General features: G+C 35.6%; 19 protein-coding genes. 5 read left to right on the top strand and 14 right to left on the bottom strand.

Annotated elements, in window-relative coordinates; translation table 11 throughout:
• Positions 1–79: 79 nt before the first annotated feature.
• Positions 80–1,141, top strand: coding sequence for an NAD(P)/FAD-dependent oxidoreductase (locus tag ABC346_RS06255; protein ID WP_413234028.1), 1,062 nt, complete (start codon positions 80–82; stop codon positions 1,139–1,141).
• 175 nt (positions 1,142–1,316) lie between these two features.
• Here the strand turns inward: ABC346_RS06255 and xylB are convergent, their stop codons facing one another.
• Positions 1,317–2,816, bottom strand: coding sequence for a xylulokinase (gene xylB, locus ABC346_RS06250; protein WP_413234027.1), 1,500 nt, complete (start codon positions 2,814–2,816; stop codon positions 1,317–1,319).
• Between the two features lie 82 nt (positions 2,817–2,898).
• Positions 2,899–4,218, bottom strand: a complete 1,320-nt coding sequence (gene xylA, locus ABC346_RS06245; protein ID WP_413234026.1) for a xylose isomerase — start codon at positions 4,216–4,218, stop codon at positions 2,899–2,901.
• A gap of 113 nt (positions 4,219–4,331) precedes the next feature.
• Between xylA and ABC346_RS06240 the strand changes: the two genes are divergently transcribed.
• Positions 4,332–4,946: a YesL family protein gene (locus ABC346_RS06240; protein ID WP_413234025.1), complete on the top strand. Its 615-nt coding sequence runs from the start codon at positions 4,332–4,334 to the stop codon at positions 4,944–4,946.
• Between the two features lie 5 nt (positions 4,947–4,951).
• On the opposite strand, the gene ABC346_RS06235 is transcribed toward ABC346_RS06240, so the two are convergent.
• The 3 genes from ABC346_RS06235 to ABC346_RS06225 form a co-directional block, all read right to left on the bottom strand.
• Positions 4,952–5,773 (bottom strand): carbohydrate ABC transporter permease, encoded by an 822-nt coding sequence (locus ABC346_RS06235; RefSeq protein WP_413236519.1) that lies wholly within the window; start codon positions 5,771–5,773, stop codon positions 4,952–4,954.
• 15 nt (positions 5,774–5,788) lie between these two features.
• Positions 5,789–6,667 (bottom strand): carbohydrate ABC transporter permease, encoded by an 879-nt coding sequence (locus tag ABC346_RS06230; protein WP_413234024.1) that lies wholly within the window; start codon positions 6,665–6,667, stop codon positions 5,789–5,791.
• An 81-nt stretch (positions 6,668–6,748) separates the two neighbouring features.
• Positions 6,749–8,053, bottom strand: a complete 1,305-nt coding sequence (locus ABC346_RS06225; protein ID WP_413234023.1) for an extracellular solute-binding protein — start codon at positions 8,051–8,053, stop codon at positions 6,749–6,751.
• A 159-nt stretch (positions 8,054–8,212) separates the two neighbouring features.
• Between ABC346_RS06225 and ABC346_RS06220 the strand changes: the two genes are divergently transcribed.
• The 3 genes from ABC346_RS06220 (at position 8,213) to ABC346_RS06210 (ending at position 12,070) form a co-directional block, all read left to right on the top strand.
• Positions 8,213–9,415: an ROK family transcriptional regulator gene (locus tag ABC346_RS06220; protein ID WP_413234022.1), complete on the top strand. Its 1,203-nt coding sequence runs from the start codon at positions 8,213–8,215 to the stop codon at positions 9,413–9,415.
• A 127-nt stretch (positions 9,416–9,542) separates the two neighbouring features.
• Positions 9,543–11,153: a glycoside hydrolase family 43 protein gene (locus ABC346_RS06215; RefSeq protein ID WP_413234021.1), complete on the top strand. Its 1,611-nt coding sequence runs from the start codon at positions 9,543–9,545 to the stop codon at positions 11,151–11,153.
• A 158-nt stretch (positions 11,154–11,311) separates the two neighbouring features.
• A complete protein-coding gene (locus ABC346_RS06210) occupies positions 11,312–12,070 on the top strand; it encodes an SDR family NAD(P)-dependent oxidoreductase (protein ID WP_413234020.1) in 759 nt (252 codons plus the stop codon).
• A gap of 122 nt (positions 12,071–12,192) precedes the next feature.
• Here the strand turns inward: ABC346_RS06210 and ABC346_RS06205 are convergent, their stop codons facing one another.
• The 9 genes from ABC346_RS06205 to pstB all read right to left on the bottom strand — a co-directional run bounded on the left by ABC346_RS06205 (position 12,193) and on the right by pstB (position 20,701).
• Positions 12,193–12,861, bottom strand: coding sequence for an NAD(P)H-dependent oxidoreductase (locus ABC346_RS06205; protein WP_413234019.1), 669 nt, complete (start codon positions 12,859–12,861; stop codon positions 12,193–12,195).
• Between the two features lie 194 nt (positions 12,862–13,055).
• On the bottom strand, positions 13,056–13,940 hold the full coding sequence (locus tag ABC346_RS06200) for a Cof-type HAD-IIB family hydrolase (RefSeq protein WP_413234018.1): 885 nt from the start codon (positions 13,938–13,940) through the stop codon (positions 13,056–13,058).
• Positions 13,941–13,991: 51 nt separating this feature from the next.
• Positions 13,992–15,371, bottom strand: coding sequence for an argininosuccinate lyase (gene argH / locus ABC346_RS06195; protein WP_413234017.1), 1,380 nt, complete (start codon positions 15,369–15,371; stop codon positions 13,992–13,994).
• Complete coding sequence (locus ABC346_RS06190; protein ID WP_413234016.1) at positions 15,368–16,621, bottom strand: argininosuccinate synthase; 1,254 nt, start codon at positions 16,619–16,621, stop codon at positions 15,368–15,370. Before ABC346_RS06190 ends, argH begins: the two co-directional genes overlap by 4 nt.
• 294 nt (positions 16,622–16,915) lie before the next feature.
• Entirely contained in the window at positions 16,916–17,563 is a 648-nt protein-coding gene (locus ABC346_RS06185) for an SDR family oxidoreductase (RefSeq protein ID WP_413234015.1), read from the bottom strand.
• Between the two features lie 83 nt (positions 17,564–17,646).
• Positions 17,647–18,336 carry an LrgB family protein gene (locus ABC346_RS06180; RefSeq protein WP_413234014.1) on the bottom strand — a complete coding sequence of 230 codons (690 nt, stop codon included), beginning with the start codon at positions 18,334–18,336 and terminating at the stop codon, positions 17,647–17,649.
• 4 nt (positions 18,337–18,340) lie between these two features.
• Positions 18,341–18,730, bottom strand: coding sequence for a CidA/LrgA family protein (locus ABC346_RS06175; protein ID WP_413234013.1), 390 nt, complete (start codon positions 18,728–18,730; stop codon positions 18,341–18,343).
• A 96-nt stretch (positions 18,731–18,826) separates the two neighbouring features.
• Positions 18,827–19,585 (bottom strand): class I SAM-dependent methyltransferase, encoded by a 759-nt coding sequence (locus ABC346_RS06170; RefSeq protein WP_413234012.1) that lies wholly within the window; start codon positions 19,583–19,585, stop codon positions 18,827–18,829.
• Between the two features lie 288 nt (positions 19,586–19,873).
• A complete protein-coding gene (gene pstB / locus ABC346_RS06165; protein ID WP_413234011.1) occupies positions 19,874–20,701 on the bottom strand; it encodes a phosphate ABC transporter ATP-binding protein PstB in 828 nt (275 codons plus the stop codon).
• Positions 20,702–20,724 lie beyond the last annotated feature (23 nt).

The following is a 20,724-nucleotide window of genomic DNA, read 5'->3' as shown; positions in this document are numbered from 1 at the left end:
ATCCAGATGACAGGTCAGTCATAATTTGATACGCTAGAACCTAGGAAGAAGGTTTCATACATATAAGGGGTGTGCTTGCATGAAGAAGGTCGTAATACTCGGGGGAGGATATGGCGGAATTAAAGTATTAACTGGATTACTTAATCAGTCATTATCTGAAGATATACATATAACAGTTGTAGATCGGAACCCATTTCGTTCGTTAAAAACAGAATTTTACTCTATCGCAGCAGGAACATCAGCAGATCATGATGTTCGCGTAGATTTTCCAGACGATTCTAGAGTAAACTACCTGTTTCAAGAAATTAATAAAATAGATGTCAAACAAAAGCGAATTTTATTTAGCGACCCAGACATCATTGTAGAATATGATTATTTAGTTATTGGAATAGGCTGTGAAGATAATTTCCACGGAATTCCCGGGGCAAAAGAATACGCAGAAAGTGTTCAAACCTTTTCTAAAGCTAGACATTCTGGAGTAGCAATTGGAAACTTGAAGGCTTATGGAAAGGTGTCCGTGATCGGTGCAGGTTTAAGCGGGATAGAAGTTGCTTCAGAAATTAGAGAAAGCCGACCTGATTTAAATATTCGATTACTAGATCGTGGTGCGAATGTATTAAAAGCTTTTGATTCTAAAATACAAGACCATGTTGAACAATGGTTTATTAAAAATGATGTAGATGTTATTCACCATTCTACTGTTGAATATGTGGAGAAAGATGGCGTTTGTAATAATGGAATTTGTTATTTAAACGACGTAACTATATGGACTGCTGGAGTCCAGCCAAATTATCTAGTTCGCCAACTACCTTTTGAAAAAGACATACAAGATAAAATCATCGTAAATGATTTCTATCAAGTACCTGAGGATCAAAGTATATACGTCTTAGGAGACTGCGCATCAAGTGAATACTCTCCCAGTGGACAATTAGCTGGATTACAAGGGGAACAAATAGCAGAAGTGCTATTATCCGTTCTCGCAGACAAGGAACCAAAACAACCGAAACCTTTAAAATTAAAAGGTACGCTTGGTTCACTTGGAAAATCAGACGGATTTGGCAATATGGTGAAAACACCATTAACCGGATTCTTACCTCGGCTTGCTAAAACAGGTGTCTTATGGCTTAGCAAACGACATTAATTATATCATCACCCATGAATTCAACTTAGATTACCATCATGTATGGTAATCTAAGTTGAGTTTTTTATTTATACCTTATTTAATAGATTAGGATGTTCTTGTGTATTCTTTGCTACTTTGCAAATACTTGTTGCCAAATTTCGAAACATAACTTCCTTAGCTTTACATCTATATTTCAATTTCGAAATGCATGTAGCTGATTATTTATTTCCGAAGTGCATTGATACACATCTTTATATAATCTAAATAAGTTTTGATATTGTTTTACATTTACTATATTCGGTTCATAAACTCTATCTTCTTTAATAAATGTATCCGCACATTCTTTTAAATTCTCGAACCAGCCAACTCCGACACTAGCAATCATTGCCGCTCCCATTCCCGGCCCTTGCTCACTCGTTAAACGAATAACCTTCGCCTGAAAAATATCAGCTTGCATCTGTAGCCATAGATCACTTTTTGCTCCTCCACCTACAGATGTTATCGTTTCTATTTGCTTTCCACTTTCTCGTAAAATATTTACACTTTCTTGCAAGGAGAAGGTAATCCCTTCTAAAACTGCTCTAGTGAAGTGATGACGCTTATGGGATGCATCTATACCGATAAAACTCCCTCGAATATTTGCGTCCACATGCGGGGTCCTCTCTCCATTAATATACGGTGTGAATAGTAACCCTTCAGCTCCAGGTTCCACGGAAGATGCTTCTTGTACTAATTCATCAAAACTTATATCATTTGCAAATGTTTCCTTAAACCAAGAAAGACTGTGGCCAGCAGCTAGTGTTACACCCATTGAGTAAAACGCATCTGGCACTCCATGATTAAAGTAATGAACTTTTCCTTCAACGTCTTTATCACTTGATTCTTCATAACTAAGCACAACACCGGATGTACCGATACTAGCTAATGTTTTATCTTCACTAAGTACACCCGAACCAATAGCTGCACAAGCGTTATCCGCTCCTCCGGCAAATACTTTCGTATCCATATTTAATCCCGAGTTCCTTGACGCTTCCTCTGTTAACATACCTACTTCAGTAATTGAATTGATTAATTCCGGGCAGATTTTTGTTGGGATATCCAATAATTCACAGATTTCCTCACTCCACTTATTTTTTGCTATATCCAATAGTAAGGTTCCTGCCGCATCAGAATAATCCATGTGTAATTTTCCTGTTAGTTGGTAGCGTACGTAATCTTTTGGTAGTAAAAAGGTTTGTATTTTATTAAAATTATTTGGTTCATGTTTTTTCACCCACAATATTTTAGGAAGCGTAAACCCTTCTAACGCTAAATTTTTTGTGATATTTAGTAATCGATCTTTTCCAACTTTACTATAAATATCTTGGCATTCCTCAGTTGTTCTCGTATCATTCCATAAAATAGCGTTACGAATAACCTGATTATTGCTATCTAATAAAACTAGTCCATGCATTTGTCCAGCAAAGCTGATACCTTCAACAAGATGAGGATTTATATTTGTTTCTAATAACAAAGTCTTGATTGCCGCATACGTATGTTTTACCCACTCATTTGGATTTTGTTCGGCATACCCTGTTTTCTCTTGGATTAGCTTTAATGGCTCTGTATGTTCATATTCAACGTTTCCTTCTCTATTGACTAAGAGTACTTTGACACCGCTCGTTCCTAAGTCAACACCTAATACATATGACATCCCCCATATCTCCTTTCGTATCTAAATAGAATCACACAGAGTAGCAAATCTTCTGCTACCCTATGTGATGTTTGCATTACACTCAAGCAAATGTTGTTAACATATATTGATTAATCTTATTTTTGATTACTTCCAATTGACCAGATGGTTGTGTAGTATCAGATAGCGTTAAGGCATGTTTCTCTAATTGATGAAAATCTGCTTTTCCAGAAACAATATCTTTTCCTATTCCAGAGTTAAATGAATCATAGCGTTCATCGATAATGTTTTCTATTACCCTATCATTCAGTAAACGTTGTGCCACTTTTAACCCTACTGCAAAACTATCCATTCCAGTAATATGTGCATGGAAAAGGTCTTCCGGTGTAAATGATCCACGACGAACCTTCGCATCAAAGTTCAATCCACCTTTTCCTAATCCGCCATTCTTTAGAATTTCATACATCGCTAATGTTGTTGCATAGAGATCAGATGGAAATTCATCCGTATCCCATCCTAATAAAGGATGCCCTTGATTTGCGTCTACTGAACCAAGCATATTATGAATACGTGCATAATGTAACTCATGCTCAAATGTATGACCAGCTAAAGTCGCATGATTTGCTTCGATATTAAATTTAAATGTATCTTGTAAATCATAGTTTTGTAAGAATGCATATCCACTTGCCACATCAAAATCATATTGATGACTGGTCGGCTCTTTTGGCTTTGGTTCGATTAAGAATTGTGCTTCAAATCCTATCTCATTTGCATAATCTTTCGCCATATGGAAGAATCGTGCTAAGTTATCCAATTCTAGTTTCATATTGGTATTTAATAGCGTTTCATACCCTTCTCTTCCGCCCCAGAAAACATAATTTTCCGCTCCAAGTTCTTTTCCAACTTCTAGACCCTTCTTCACTTTCGCCGCTGCATAAGCAAATACGTCTGCAGAATTGGAAGATGCTGCTCCATGGACAAATCGAGGGTGTGTAAAGTTATTTACCGTATTCCAAAGCAGTTTTGTTTTACTATCTTTCATATAATCTTTTATCATCGCTACGATAACATCTAGATTTTCATTCGATTCTTTTAAACTATTTCCCTCTGGAGCAATATCCACATCATGAAAACAGAAATAAGGTATTTGTAATTTCTCGAAAAACTCAAATGCTGCTTCTACTCTTGCTTTTGCTAGATCCATTCCACTGAATTTATCCCATGGACGTATCGCGGTACCAACTCCGAATGGATCTGATAAGTCTTCTGTAAATGTGTGCCAATAGGCCACGCCAAAGCGCAAATGTTCTTCCATTGTTTTTCCGTTAATAGTTTCACTTGGATTATAAAATTTAAAAGCATATGGATTTTCTGATTTTGCTCCTTCATACTGGATGTTACGAATTTCATTAAAATAACTCATTGTTAGTTCCTCCTTAAATTGTTTGTAAACGGCGAACAAAGTTGATAGATAAAAAGATTGTCCCTATACTATTTATATAAATGATACCCCTTACATAGAAGGAGATATATCCAATGAATCTATTTGCAAGTCGTCTTTATACCATAATGGAATGGGTGATGAAATTCGCTTACTTACATCTACTATGGGTTATTTTCACCTTGTTAGGATTAGTGATAGTTGGATTTTATCCTGCCACTCTTTCTACATACTCAATCGTAAGAAAATGGCTAACCTCAAATCCGGATATCCCAATACTTTCTACTTTTTGGACTACATACAAAGATTATTTTAAGAAAGGGAATATATTAGGTATTGGTACTAACTTATTCATTGCATTAGCAGTAATAAATATTATCTTTATTCAATCCTACCAAGGCGCTTTTTCCATGGTTCAAGTTCCATTAATGGCTTTTTTACTACTCGTTTGTTTATTTTTCATTTACTTATTTCCTGTTGCAGTTCATTTCGACTTACCAGTTACTAAAATAATTAAGCAATCTTTTTTGATTATGCTGATTAGTCCAATCCATACCTTGCTGATCATGGTTAGCTTTGTTTCAATCTACCTTATCTGTACACAAATCCCAGCACTTTTCTTTATCTTTGGGATTAGTATTATTGCATCTATATCAACATGGATTATTCAACATCGCTTTGACACGATTCAATCTTTTAAAAAATCATAAAGAGTTTATCCTTTGACTGCACTGGCAGATAAGCCTTCCATGATTTTATCGCTAAAGAAAATGAACGCAACAATGATCGGAAGTACACTAATAACTAACGTAGCCCCAATTGCTCCCCAATCCGTCATATATTGTCCTATAAAGTTTTGAATACCGACAGTCAACGTTTTAAATTTATCGGAACTAATGAATGTATTTACAAATACAAATTCATTCCAGTTATAAATCATATTAATAATTACAGTAGTTGACATGATAGGTGCTGATAACGGTAAGATGATTTTGAAAAACAACCGGTGAATCGAGCTACCATCAATGATAGCTGCTTCCTCGATTTCTCTCGGCAACGTAGTGTAAAATCCTAAAAGAATCATTACCGTAATTGGGAGGTTATACGTCATATACGTAACGACAATCGATATTGGGTTATCAATTAAATTCACATTGAGAAACATGTTATATAGCGGTATTAATGCTGAATGGATTGGAATCATTAATCCTAACATCATAATGCCTAACACTAGACTAGATAATTTCCATTTCATCCTCGTTATTGCAAAGGTCGCCATACTTGCGATTAAAACAGTTAGGATCGTAGCAACAGCCGTAATCCAAATACTATTCCAAAAGTAAGTACCAATTCCACCTTCAAAAACTTTTAAATAATTCTCCCATTTAGGATCTGTCGGTAATGCAAATGGGTTCCCCGCAAAAATTTCTTGGTTTGACTTTAAAGAAAAAGAAACCAGCCAGATGATTGGGAAAATCTGAAATACGCCAACGATTCCTAAACAAATATAAAGCAAAATATATCCGATACGATGCATCATAATTTCCTCCGATCAATATTGAATGGTATCTTTTGTTTCTGTCGCCTTACGGATAAAGAAAGTAACAATTAATGTAATAATTAAAAGTAAGAAACCTATTGCACTTCCATAACCAAAGTCATAACTAGAGAAAGCCAACTTATACATATAGGAAGCCATTACTTCACTAGCTCCATTCGGACCTCCACCTGTCATTACATAAATTAAATCAAAATATTTCAATGACCCAACAATAGCAAGTACAATGGTAACTTTGAACACGGTCATAATAAGCGGAAACTTAATTCTCAGTGCAATTTGAATTGGGCTCGCACCGTCAATTTTTGAAGCTTCAATAATAGATTCAGGAATATTTTTTAAAGCAGCATAGTAAATCAAAATGTAAAAACCCGCATATTGCCAAATAATAGGTATAAATATTGCATAAAGTACAATATTTGGATCTGCCAACCACGCTGGTGGATTCGCCACACCTAAACTCGTTAAAATGCTGTTTAGCATCCCATTACTAGGGTTATAGACTTTAATCCATAATTGTGCAATAGCTACGGAAGATAACAACATTGGTATGAGGTATATCTTCTTTAGAAAGTTTGCACCTTTAATTTTTGATGCAAGAATTAACGCTACAACTAAGTAAATTAATAAACTTAAAGCAGAGAATACTGCTAATAAAAATGAATGTAATGTACTTTCCCAAAACTTTGAATCCTGCATAGCTGTAATATAATTATCAAGACCAATAAATTCCATTGTTCCGATTCCATCCCAATCCATTAACCCAAAATACCCAGACAATAACAATGGAATGACAATGAGAACCGCAATAAATAACAATGCAGGAAGGATATAAAGTGTAATGACCCATTTATTGGACATAACTTTATCCATATTCGTTCAACCCCAATTTAAATTTAATAAATAAGGCTGTCTTAAACACATATAGTTAATATAGACAGCCTTCTATATCACTTACTCATTTGCGAGTGTTTCTTCATGTGTTTGGACAAACTCTTCTGGGGTAATTTCACCACCAAATAACGCCTGAATCATATCCAAATGAACTTGTGCAGCACTGGCACTCATTTGAACATCTGCATATAAAGTGATATTTGATGCATTATTTAAATCATCTAATACTTCGACATACAGTCCAGGTAAATCCAATGCTTCTCCGTCAATCTTAGTGGCAGGAATGATCCCTACTTCAGTAACTGCTCGCTCTCCCCATTCTTTCACAAAATAAGACACAAACGCTTTTGCTTCTTCTTTCACCTCCGAATTTTCCGAAACGAATAACCCAACACCTGGTCCTCCGACATAGCTATTGAAGTCGCCACTTCCATCAACTTGTGGAAATGGGAAGTACCCGACAGAATCACGGAATTCTTGCGGAACATCTTCATTTGTCGTATAGTTCGGCAAATCCCATGTTGCAATTAAGTACATCGCAGCTTGGCTTTCCATAAACATACTTTTTGCTTCTTGGTCAGCCAAACCATTGAAACCGCTAACAAAAGTGTCATTATTTACTAAACCTTGAAGTTCTTCTGCTGCTTGTAATAATGCCGGATCTTCAAATGAACCGGTTCGGTCAATTGCATTTGTTAATACATCTTCTTCTCCACCTAAACGATTCGCTAAATACATATACCACATAGACCCTGTCCAAGCATCACGATTTCCTAATGCTACAGGATTTACGCCGTTTTCTTTTAATGTATCGATCACTTGGTTAAATTCATCTAGTGTTGTGGGCTCTTCCAATCCATACTCATCAAATATTGCTTTATTATAGTAAATGGAAGAAATATTTAACTCTAAAGGTAACCCATACGCTGTATCATCGATAGAAAAAGCTTCTGTTGTACCTGCAACGAAATCCTCTGATAAATTATCATCTTCTAAAATATCATCTAGTGATGCGAACATATCCCCATCCACAAACGGCTCCATATATCCTGCAGCCCAAGTCATACCTACATCCGGTAATTCGTTCGAAGTAGATTGAACTTTAATTTTCTCTTTATACTGTTCATTACTTAAAACCTCTACTTCTATGTCGATTCCTTCATTTTCAGTTTCAAAATCTTCTATTATCTGATTTACTACTTTATAATGTTGCGCAGAACTTCCTTCCGGCCATAAATGCATGAATTTAACCGTTTTAGAATTTCCTGAAGCATTACCTTCATCTTCTCCTCCAGAACAAGCGACCAGTAACAAACTGCTAAGCAATACAAACACAATAATTGTAAACGCTTTCCTATTTTTCATTACGAACCCCCTATTAGCAATATTCTCATAATTTATGAGTTGTCATTATATTAGCAGAGAAAACTTTGTTTGTCTACTGAGTAAACTAAGTTTTGTAATCGAATCATAACATGCTATACTTATAATAATAGTCACGCATATGGGAGAAGGAGCGAATACATGAAAACAAATCGAACATGGAATCAATATGTGGTTAAGCAAGAGAATAAGTCTTTAGTATTTAATACTATTAGACAAGATACTCCCATTTCAAGAGCAGAAATAGCACAACAAGTAGGACTTAACAAAGGTACTGTTTCTTCATTAGTAAGTGAACTTATTAACGAAGAACTGATTGGTGAGGTTGGACCAGGTGAATCAAGCGGAGGAAGACGACCTGTTATGCTGTTCTTCAATAAGAAAGCAGGTTACTCTATTGGTATCGATCTCGGGGTAAATTATATACTGGGGGTGTTAACTGATTTACAAGGAAATATTTTAAAGCAAAAACAAATTATGTTTGATAACTTAACGTATGAAGAAATTTTAGCCCATTTAAACGAGATTATCCAAAAACTTATTACATCAGCTGCACAAAGTCCGTATGGTGTTATTGGTATCGGCGTTGCAGTACCTGGAATCGTTAATAAAGAAGAAAAAATATTGCTTGCTCCTAACTTAAATTGGCGGAATATTTCTTTAAAAGAAGAGTTACAAAATCAATTTAATATTCCGGTCATCATTGAAAACGAAGCGAACGCGGGCGCTTATGGGGAAGTACAATTTGGAATCGGCAAAGAAAATAAAGAGATAGTTTATGTCAGTGTTGGAGTAGGAATCGGAGTTGGTCTTGTATTAAATAACCAATTGTATAAAGGTAATAATGGATTTTCAGGAGAAATGGGGCATATGACAATTGATGCGCATGGTGCCAAATGCAGTTGTGGAAGTGAAGGCTGTTGGGAACTATACGCTTCTGAAAAAGCATTAATACAATTGGCTAAAAAAAATAATATCCATACATCCGATCCTTATGATTTATTAAGCCATATGATCCAATTAGCAAAGAACAATGATCCCGTTGCACTTGAAGCATTTAATGAAATCAGCAAATATTTAGCTATAGGAATCAATAATATTGTTAATTCATTTAATCCAGAACAAGTCATTATTGGCAATCGAATGTCAGCTGCAAAACAGTGGCTAGAAAAACCCTTGCTTGATTCCATTAATAATAAATCGCTTTGGTTTAGTCAAAAGGATTTAAAAGTGGATTTTTCAAACCTTCACACACATTCGAATGCACTTGGAATGGCAGCATTCTCTGCTGAGAAATTTTTAGAAGTAAATTTTTCTGGTAACGAAGTGATGATTATAAAGTAAAACTTCATCAGTGGAAGTTATTCATACCAGCAGTTGGTTAACGATACTTATCAGGGTGTAACGTCCGTAATCATACAATTTCTTCGGACGATTACTCCCTTATGAAAAAATAAAATGAGGTGAAGATATGTCAACGATTCAAAATCCAATATTAACCGGGTTTAACCCTGATCCGAGCATTTGTCGAGTTGGAGAAGACTATTATATCGCTGTATCTACCTTTGAATGGTTTCCAGGTGTAGGGATCTATCATTCGAAAGACTTAAAAAACTGGAAGTTAGTTTCAAGACCATTAAATCGTCTATCTCAATTAAATATGATGGGTAACCCAAATTCAGGTGGTGTTTGGGCTCCAGCCTTATCTTACAACGACGGCAAGTTTTGGCTTATTTATACAGATGTGAAAGTAACCGAAGGACAATGGAAAGATTGTCATAATTATCTAGTGACTTGCAATTCTATTGATGGGGAATGGTCTGATCCAATCTTTTTAAATAGTTCAGGATTTGATCCATCGTTATTCCATGATGAAGACGGGAAAAAATACTTAGTTAATATGGTTTGGGATTCACGACTAGAAAATCATCCTTTCTACGGGATTGTTTTACAAGAATATGATTCGATTAAGCAAAAATTAGTTGGAGAAAAAGAAATTATTTTTAAAGGTACTGATGTGATGCTTACAGAAGCACCTCATCTTTATAAAATAAACGACTATTATTACCTTCTTACTGCTGAAGGTGGAACTAGATTTGATCATCAAGCTACGATTGCACGATCCAAAAATTTACGAGGACCTTATGAAATACATCCAGTAAGTCCATTTATAAGTTCGCATGCACATCCTAGAAACCCCTTACAAAAGGCTGGTCATGCATCCATTGTACACACACATACCGATGAATGGTTTATGGTGCACCTTACCGGCAGACCACTCCCAAGAGAAAAGCAACCAATTCTAGACCCTAGAGGATACTGTCCTTTAGGAAGAGAAACTGCAATACAACGGCTAGAATGGAAAAATGACTGGCCATATGTAGTTGGTGGAAATCAGCCTTCATGGGAAATAGAAGGTCCATCCATACCAGAATACCCTGTCGAAGCAGACTATCCAATCACTGATCATTTTGATGAGGATGAATTAAGCCTTAATTATCAGACATTACGGATTCCATTAAATGAAAACATAAAAACACTACAAAAGCGTCCAGGTCATTTACGACTCTATGGAAGAGAGTCATTGACATCCAAATTTACCCAAGCTTTTGTTGCTAGAAGATGGCAACATTTTACCTTTACTGCAGAAACAAAAGTCGATTTCCAGCCAACTTCCTTCCATCAAGGTGCAGGATTGGTTAATTACTATAACACTGAAAATTGGTCTGCACTTCAAATCACATGGGATGAAACTAAAGGAAAAGTATTATCCTTAACAACATGCGATAATTTTAAGTTCGACCAACCGTTGCTTCATCACGAAATTGAAATCTCAAACAAGCAAGCATATGTTTATTTAAAAGTAGAAGTTAACTATAATGAATATCAATATTTCTATTCATTAAATGGTAAAGAATGGACTTCCATACCTGTAGTTTTACAATCTTATAAACTATCAGATGATTACGTACAAGGTGGAGGGTTCTTTACTGGAGCATTTGTAGGTATGCAATGCCAAGATACAAGTGGCGAAGGAATCCATGCCGATTTTGATTACTTCTCCTATCTGCCTAAAACATAACAAATTGATAAGGAAATATCATGCATAGAACGCATCGATAATTTACATTCTAAGCAAATTAATAAACAAAATTGTAAACGCTTAAGTAATTGACTCTATTAAGCTTTTATTCAATGTTAATTAGTATTTATTACAATAATAACTAGGAGCGTGGTACAATGAATCGTTTAGAAGATAAGGTTGCCATCATAACTGGGGCTGCATCGGGTATGGGATTAGAAGCTGCACATCTATTTGTAAAAGAAGGAGCAAAAGTCGTTGCCACTGACATTGCTACAGATCAATTAAATGAAGTGACAAAAGAAATAGATGGTGAGATTGTATGTTACGAATTAGATGTGACCTCAGAAGACCAATGGAAAAAAGTAATGGAAGACACAAAGAATAAATTCGGTAAAATAGACATCTTAATTAATAATGCTGGTGTTTCTTTTCATAATACTTTACTAGAAGAAACTTTAGAAGGTTGGAATCGATCAATTAATCTAAATTTAACTTCGGTGTTCTTAGGAATGCAATCCGTTATCCCTTATATGAAAGAAAATGGTGGCGGATCAATTGTCAACTGTGTATCCTTAGCAGCAATTATTGGTAGTGCTGATAATGGAGCTGCTGCTTATGCTGCAGCAAAAGGTGGGGTACGAGCCTTATCCAAACATGCCTCTATTAATTTTGCCGAAGATAAAATTCGTGTTAACTCCATCTACCCAGGAGCTATTTTAACAGGAGCTGCTAAACGTCATGGAGTAACTTCTCATGAAGTATTAGGTAAAGCCTTTGAAGGAACAATTCCATTACCACCATATGCAGGAACTGCAACAGATATAGCTAACGGATATCTCTATCTAGCTTCAGATGAATCAAAATTTGTTACTGGAGAAGAATTAGTTATTGATGGTGGATGGAGTTCGAAATAGTTATTAGAAGTATATTTTGACAACCATAAAAAAGCAAAACATTCACGTCTGTTTTGCTTTTTTGTTTATCGGTTGATTAATTTCAGAAATAGATATATGGCAGGAAATTGACTCAACTTGAGTTACAACCATTCGACAATTTCATTTAAACTTTTTCTTGTCTTAGGTCTGTTCGGTTCTTCCTTACGATATCCAAAAGCCGCCATTACGGAAGGCTTATATCGTCCATTTTCTAATAAACCTTCACTTTCGAGAAAGTTATACACATCCTTATAAACGAACCCTTCTATTGGTGTAGAATCAATGCCAATTTGAGCTGCGGCTGTCATCATATTCGCTAATGCAATATATGTTTGTTTCGATGACCAATCAAATAATGCACGTTCATTCGTTAGCTGCCAAAAGTTCTCTTGAAATTTTTTTAACCCATGTAAGAGCATATCTACAACTTCATCAGGCATTTTCTGAACTGTCTTGAGATGATTAGTCACATATTGTGAATCATATCGAACATCTACTCGAGCAAGTATAATCACAAAATGACTCGCTCCTTTGAGTTTATGCTCCGCTCCTGAAGCAAATTTCATTAATTTCTCTCTAAAATCAGAACTTTGTACGATTAAAAATTTCCAAGGCTCGAAACCGAATGAACTTGGTGATAATCTTCCTGTTTCTAATATAAAATTAAAATCTTCATCCGTAATCTTTTTGCTCTCATCATATTCTTTTGTAGCATGTCTGAATTGGAAAGCATTTAGAATTTCTTGTCTCTTTTTAGTCTTATCAGTCATAGAATACTCCTTTACTCATAGTTTTGAACAAATACTAGTACGTCATAATGTTAGAATCCTCTTTAAAAATCACGAATGCTGTTATATTGATGCTCTATACAGAAACATGCTTTCCACAATAGCCAATGATAAAAAAACTATAACCCATTTGTATTTTCATATACATTGGTTATAGTTTAGTTCTTTCATTGATCTTACAACGATGTGTCTTTTATGGTTTGTTTTTCTTTAAGCATTTCTTCAATCGCAACTGCTACACCATCTTCACGGTTAGTTGAGGTTGTATAACTACATAACGCTTTTATTTCATCTGCTGCATTACCCATTGCAACACCACGACCTGCCATCTGAAGCATACTTGCATCATTCCAATTGTCTCCAATTGACATAACATCTTCCATCGTCCATTGTTTTTGTTGAACATATTGCTCTACAGCTAACCCTTTTTGCGCTTCAGGATGGTTGAATTCTAAGTTAATATCTCCGGAAGAAGTAATCACAACACCTTCTTCAACTCTTAATTTTTCACTTGCATTAGATAATTGCTCTGGTTCTGTAGCAAATACTAATATCTTATAAACTTTAATTTCAGTTGAATCCAGTACTTCATAATAATTATCTATAAATTCTACCGGTTCAAATTGAAAACGACGTTCTGCTTGCTCCCTCACATCCGCTTCCGATATGTCTGGATTGGCAGAAGTCATAATATCAACCATCACTTTAAGAAAATATTCTCTACTACCTGAAAAAATCCCTTTATTTGTGAAGAGTTCGATATACATTCCTTCATGATCACAAACATCCGTAATCTGTTTCGCAACAGTTTTATCTAGCGGAATACTTTGGATAATTTCTTTATCTTTTGTATAGGTTACAGCACCATTTAAACTAATCACTGGACACTTAATTCCAGCTGCTTTAAGAGGAATACTTGCAGCATCATAAGATCTTCCAGTCGCAACGATAAATTCTATTCCATTATTTATAGCTGCTTGTATTGCCTTTTGATTTGCTTCACTAATTGTTCCATCTTCTTGCAGAAGTGTACCATCTAGATCAGATGCAATTAATTTCATATGTTATACCACCTTTTCAAACAGAGTAACTATTCTCTACTATACCCCATTCTACTCAGTGGATTCCAATAATTTCTCTGCCTTTGCAATTTGATGAAGTACGCTATCTTTTGCGGTACCACCTTCAACCGAACGAGCATTTACAACTGCTTCTGGCTTTAGTACCTCAAAAATGTCTGCATCAATGACTTCTGTATACTGCTTAAACTCCTCTAGTGTTAAATCAAGTAAATACTTGTTTTGTTCTATACATTTTAAAACAACTTCCCCAACGACTGCATGTGACTCACGGAATGTCATTCCTTTATTAACAAGATAATCCGCAAGGTCAGTTGCATTGGAATAATCATTGGACACAGCTTTATACATGCTTTCTTTATTTACTTTCATCGATTCTATCATTGGTGCGAATAATTGTAAGGCGCCTTTTAATGTTTCATGTGCATCGAACATTCCTTCTTTGTCTTCTTGCATATCTTTATTGTAGGCAAGCGGAAGACCCTTCAATGTGGTTAACATTCCCATTAAATGCCCATACACTCGTCCTGTTTTCCCTCTAACTAATTCAGCGACATCGGGGTTCTTCTTCTGTGGCATCATACTGCTTCCTGTTGTAAAAGAATCATCTAATTCAACAAAGTTAAACTCAGCACTAGACCACTGAACAAGTTCCTCGCAAAGTCTCGATAAATGAGTGGAAACAAGTGCAGAATTGGATAAAAACTCTACAACAAAATCACGATCGCTAACGGCATCTAGACTATTTTCACAAATCCCATCGAACCCTAGCTCATCAGCAACAAAGTGACGATCAATTGGAAAAGTAGTTCCTGCGAGTGCTCCAGCACCTAAAGGTGATTTATTGACTCGTTTTAGACTATCATGAAAACGTTCAACGTCACGCTGAAACATAAATACATAAGCCATCATGTGATGCGCAAAAAGAACTGGTTGCGCCCGTTGCAGATGCGTATAACCTGGCATAACAGTATCTATATTTGCTTTCGCCTGAGTAATTAATGATTGCTGAACTGCCTTAAGTAGTTCGGATAGCTCGGCAATCGCATCTCTTAAATACAGACGCATATCTAAAGCTACTTGATCGTTCCTGCTACGGCCAGTATGAAGTCTCCCGCCTACTGGCCCCACTTCATCGATTAGTAGTTTTTCAACATTCATATGAATATCTTCATGTTCGTTGGAAAGTTCCGCTTCTCCTGCTTCAATTTTAGATAAAACTTTTTTCAAACCTTCTGTAATCGTATCTGCATCAGTAGCAGGGATAATCTCACATTTTTTCAACATAGCCACATGAGCAAGACTTCCCTGTACATCGTATGCAGCAAGCTTTTTATCAAATTGAATGGATGACGCATATTCATCTACCAATTCGTTGGTAGGTTTTGTAAATCTTCCACCCCATAGTTTCATGGTTTCACAGCTTCCTTTACTTCCAAGTCTACTTTTTCAATCGATTTTTGACCTTGAGGTCCATTTACAGAGGAGTGAACCTGTGTAGGTAATCCCCATAATTTGATAAATCCTAAAGCAGCATCATGATCAAAAGCATCAGCTTTGTTGTAGGTCGCTAGATCAAAGTCATAAAGAGAGTTTTTAGACTCTCTTCCAATTACTTGTGCATGGCCTTTATATAATTTCACCTTTACCGTACCGGATACATGCTCCTGTGTCTTCTCAATAAACGATTGAAGAGCCTCTGTTAATGGTGAATACCATAAACCATAATAAACGGTTTGTGCTAATTTCTGCTCGATTGTCGGTTTAAATTCCGCTACTTCTCTTGGTAATGTTAATGCTTCTAATTCTTGATGTGCAGCAATTAACGTCGATGCTGCAGGTGCTTCATAAATCTCTCTTGATTTAATTCCTACTAAACGGTTCTCCACATGGTCTATTCTGCCAACACCATGTTTACCAGCAATCGAATTTAATTCTAGAATTAGTTCATCTAATGGCATTTCTTTTCCATCAATAGAGACTGGCTTGCCTTTTTCAAATGTAATTTGGATAACTTCTGGATCTTCCGGTGCATCTATTGGATCCGTAGTTAGATCAAAAGCATCTTTAGGTGCTTCCGCCCATGGATCTTCTAAGATGCCACATTCATTACTTCTCCCCCATAGATTCTGATCAATACTATAAGGGCTATCCAAATTAATTGGAATTGGAATCCCATGTGACTTCGCATACTCAATCTCTTCTTCTCTAGACATTGCCCATTCACGTACCGGTGCAACAATTTTAAGGTCAGGGTTTAATGCAGTAAACGATACATCAAAACGTACTTGGTCATTTCCTTTTCCAGTGCAACCATGTGCAACGGCTACCGCTCCTTCTTCTTCTGCAATATCTACTAAAATCTTAGAAATAAGCGGTCTAGATAAAGCTGAAATTAAAGGATACTTTCCTTCATATAATAGATTTGCTTGTAATGCTGGTAAAACATATTCTTCCGCAAACAAGTTTTTCGCATCAATTACATAGGATTTAATAGCTCCTACGTCCAATGCTTTCTTCTTCACAAAATCTAAATCTTTACCTTCTCCTACATCTAATGCAACTGCAATCACATCATAATTATATTTATCCTGTAACCATTTAACTGCAACAGAGGTATCTAATCCCCCAGAATATGCTAATACAATCTTTTCTTTTGCCATTTTGTATTCCCCTCTCCGAAATGTCCTGTTAATGAATTATTATGCATTAATATGCATAATAATTCAAGAGGTTCATAAAAAGTTTATTTTTTCTGATTATTATCTTTAAAAAGGCTCATCAATTATTAACCTTGTAAAATGCCTTGTTATTTACAAATGGAATGGAGACAATCTCTTTTTAATTAATATAATCAAGAATTATCACTTTGATTAAGCACATGCCGGAATGCATCATCTGACATAAAAAATGGCTGCCCTTATTGGACAGCCATCTTTATTAGCATATGATTTATATTATATCTTTCCTACAGCATCTTTAATGGAAGTTTCGCCTGTTATTAGATCAAAACCTTTATGGAACGTATTTTTCGCATCTAGTACTTCTACAACTGTCGACGCTACATCTTCACGAGGGATAGAGCCTCTTTCAAGATTTTCACTAGCTTCAATCTTGCCAATAGCAGGATCGTTTAACAATCCACCTGGTCGAATGATTGTATAATCAAGGCTGCTTTCCGTTAATTTTTCATCTGCAAAATGCTTCGCCACCATATAATGCTTAATTGGATTGTCTGCCCAGCTATCACGGTTATGAGCTTGGAAAGCACTAATCATAACAAAACGTTTTACACCTGTTTTTTCAGCCGCTTCTACAGATTTGACAGCACCATCTAAATCAATGAGTAGTGTTTTATCCGCGCCTGTGCTACCACCTGAACCAGCCGTAAATACGACTGCATCGGCTCCTTTCATTGCATTAGCAATATCATCTACACTATCCTCTAAGTTTGCTAAAACTGCATTAATACCCCGTTGTTTTAACTCTTCTAGTTGTTCTTCCTTACGAACCATTGCAGTAACTTCATGATCCTTATTTTCTTGTAATTGATTCACAAGATGTGTTCCAATTTGTCCGTTTGCTCCAATTACTAGTACATTCATTTATAACAACTCCTTCTTGTTAAACTAAATTCATCTTCTAATCTATGTTGTTCCCATTATTAATTTATTTCAAACAAAACAGTTTAAAAAATTAAAGACACCAATAACGGAGCAAGCATCGATACAATTACCGCGCTAACCACCATGGCCACTGTCCCTAATGTACCTTCTAACTCGTCCATTTCTAATGAATGCGCTGAACCAATTGCATGAGATGCACTGCCTATACCCACTCCCCTTCCTACAACATGTTCTATATGCATTGTTTTAAAAAGGAAACTCCTCATGAATACACCACTTATTCCAGCCATAATCACAAAAACAGCTGTTAAGGACACTTCTCCACCAATAATATTTGTTACCTCGATAGCAATGGGTGTTGTGACCGATTTTGGAACAAGCGAGTAAATGATTGTTTCATCTACTTGTAACAACTTCGCTAACATAATTCCAGAGAGAATTCCAATAAATGCCCCTGCGATTGTGCCCATGAATATTGGATATAACCATTTTAACAGCAGTAGTCGTCGTATATAGAGCGGGTAAGCCAATGCGACTACCGCTGGTCCTAACAGATAGTGAACCCACTCTCCACCAAGCATATATGTCTCATACGGGATTTTACTTATAAGTAAGAAAAGAATGATGGCAACCGAACTTACTAATACGGGTAAAGTCAGTGGATGATTCCATTTCTGATTTAATTTTCGTGACAAAATATAAATTGACAATGTGCCAATGATAAACGTAATCGTCAATAGTAAGTTAATCATGGTTTCATTCCTTCTTCCTAACTAGCCACTGGCTAACATGTCCAGATATTACGATTACTAACGCAGTACTAACAATGATAATAACAATTAACAGTAAGCCACTACCTGCAAAAAGATGGAGAAAAGAAATAATGCCTACTGTTGCAGGTATGAAAAAAAACGGTAAGTATTTTACTAAGAGTAATGCTCCTTCGTCTACCCATGACGGTTTTACTAACCCTGTACTTAATAAAACAAATAATAAAATCATTCCAATAACACTACCTGGTAGGGTTAAGTTCAAAAAATCATGAATCCATGTTCCAATTTGATATAAAATAATAAGTAATAACGTATGTATAATTACTTTTCCAACGTGAATCACCGTTCCATCACTTTTCCTTTCCTTAACCATTACAATCATGACTTAAAACAAATGGTGAGCCTCTATAGTTAATGTATGAGGTCTCACCTTGTTGTTTTTAAGTTGAAACTTATTCCTTGAACTAGCTTACCCTTTTTTACTTAGTTGAAATACAATGAAGTTCGGACAATTTAAATCGTCTCTAAACTCTGGATGTAACAACAAGTCTTCAGGAGAAGCTTTCGGTTCAATAATATCATTCAAAGTAAATCCCGCATTTCGTAATGTTTTTATATAACTCATCAAGGTACGGTGATAATAAACTACTTTCTCATCCGAATTAGCTGGAAAGTTTTGATCATACACTCCTTCATAGAAATAACGATCTACTTTCCAATATAACTTGTTTCCTTTCGAATCCTTTACCCACCCACTATTCGGTGTAATAAAGCATGGATGTAAAATGGAGAACACAAAGGTCCCGTCCCTTTTCAGTAATCGATACATTTCTTTTATCGCCAAGTCGTAACACTCTAAATCTTGAATGACCATATTAGATACAATCTTATCAAAAGATTGGGACGGAAGGAAATGCATATTTTCTATATTTCCATATTCATATTTAATTGAATCATCTGCTGTCCTTTCTTTTGCTAGTTCTAACATACGTTTAGAATAATCTACTGCCGTTACGATAGCTCCTTGTCGAGCTAACATTCTACTTAAGTAACCTTCTCCGCACCCAGCATCTAATACTACTTTTCCACTAACCTCACCTAATAATTCAAATATAGCAGGGTTAAGCAGTACTTTTCTGTTCACTCCGCCATCCTCGTCATAATTAGAGATAAAACTATCCGCTGCTTTATTCCACCTCTTTATTGCTTCCTCTGTAGACATCTTCATTCCTTCTCCTCCTTATTGATAAAGAGGAGTAACGTTACTCCATTTACTTGTGCACATCTATTATTTTCCCATAATTAAAAATTAATTGTAGACTTATATTTTAATTTTTTATATCATGTAGATAGAGGCATACCTATTTTAAGGTCTGCTTTTTTATTTACTTCTTCCAAGATGAATTACTTTTCATAAATGCGATATTTTGTATGAAACTTGGCAATCATGAAATTAACCAAACAAAAAAGTTGCTGAGATGATTTCTCAACAACTAAATAATAGGGAGATTATATTTTAACCAAATCGACCGGAGATATAATCCTCGGTTCTTTGATCTGAAGGTTTCGTAAAGATACGATCTGTATCATCAAATTCTACAACTTCTCCGTTTAAAAAGAACGCTGTTTTATCAGATATTCGTGCAGCTTGCTGCATATTATGGGTTACAATTATAATGGAATAATCTTTTTTCAATTCCTGCACAAGTTCTTCAATACGAAGTGTAGACTTTGGATCTAGTGCGGATGTTGGCTCATCCATTAAAATCACATTTGGTTCAATTGCTAAACAGCGAGCGATACACAAACGTTGCTGTTGTCCACCTGACAGCCCATACGCATTCTCATTCAGACGATCTTTTACTTCATCCCAAATGGATGCTCCACGTAAACTCTTCTCTACTATCTCATCAAGTACTTTTTTATTTTTAATACCATGAATCTTTGGACCATATGCTACATTTTCATATATAGACTTTGGAAAAGGGTTCGGCTTCTGGAAGACCATACCTACATGTGTACGTAGGTCCTCTACTTTAAATGAACGATCTAAAATATTCTTCCCTTTATAGGTGATGGTTCCGGTTGTTTTTACCGTTGGCACTAATTCCACCATTCGATTCAACGTCTTTATATACGTTGATTTTCCACAACCAGATGGACCAATAATCGCTGTTACTTCTTTTTCATTTATAGCTAAGTTAATATCTTTTAACGCATGTGTTTCACCATACCATAAGTTAAGATCTTTTGTATCATATACTTTATTTTTATTACTTACAGGTTTTGTTTTCTCATTATTAATTTCTACTTGTACCTTCTTGTCCGCTGTTAATAAACTCATATCTTTTCCTTCCTTTCACTAAC

The organism is Oceanobacillus phoenicis, from assembly GCF_047238145.1.
Lineage (GTDB): Bacteria > Bacillota > Bacilli > Bacillales > Amphibacillaceae > Oceanobacillus.
Note: the sequence above shows the minus strand (reverse complement) of the source record. Positions and strands in the feature narration are given on the sequence as shown.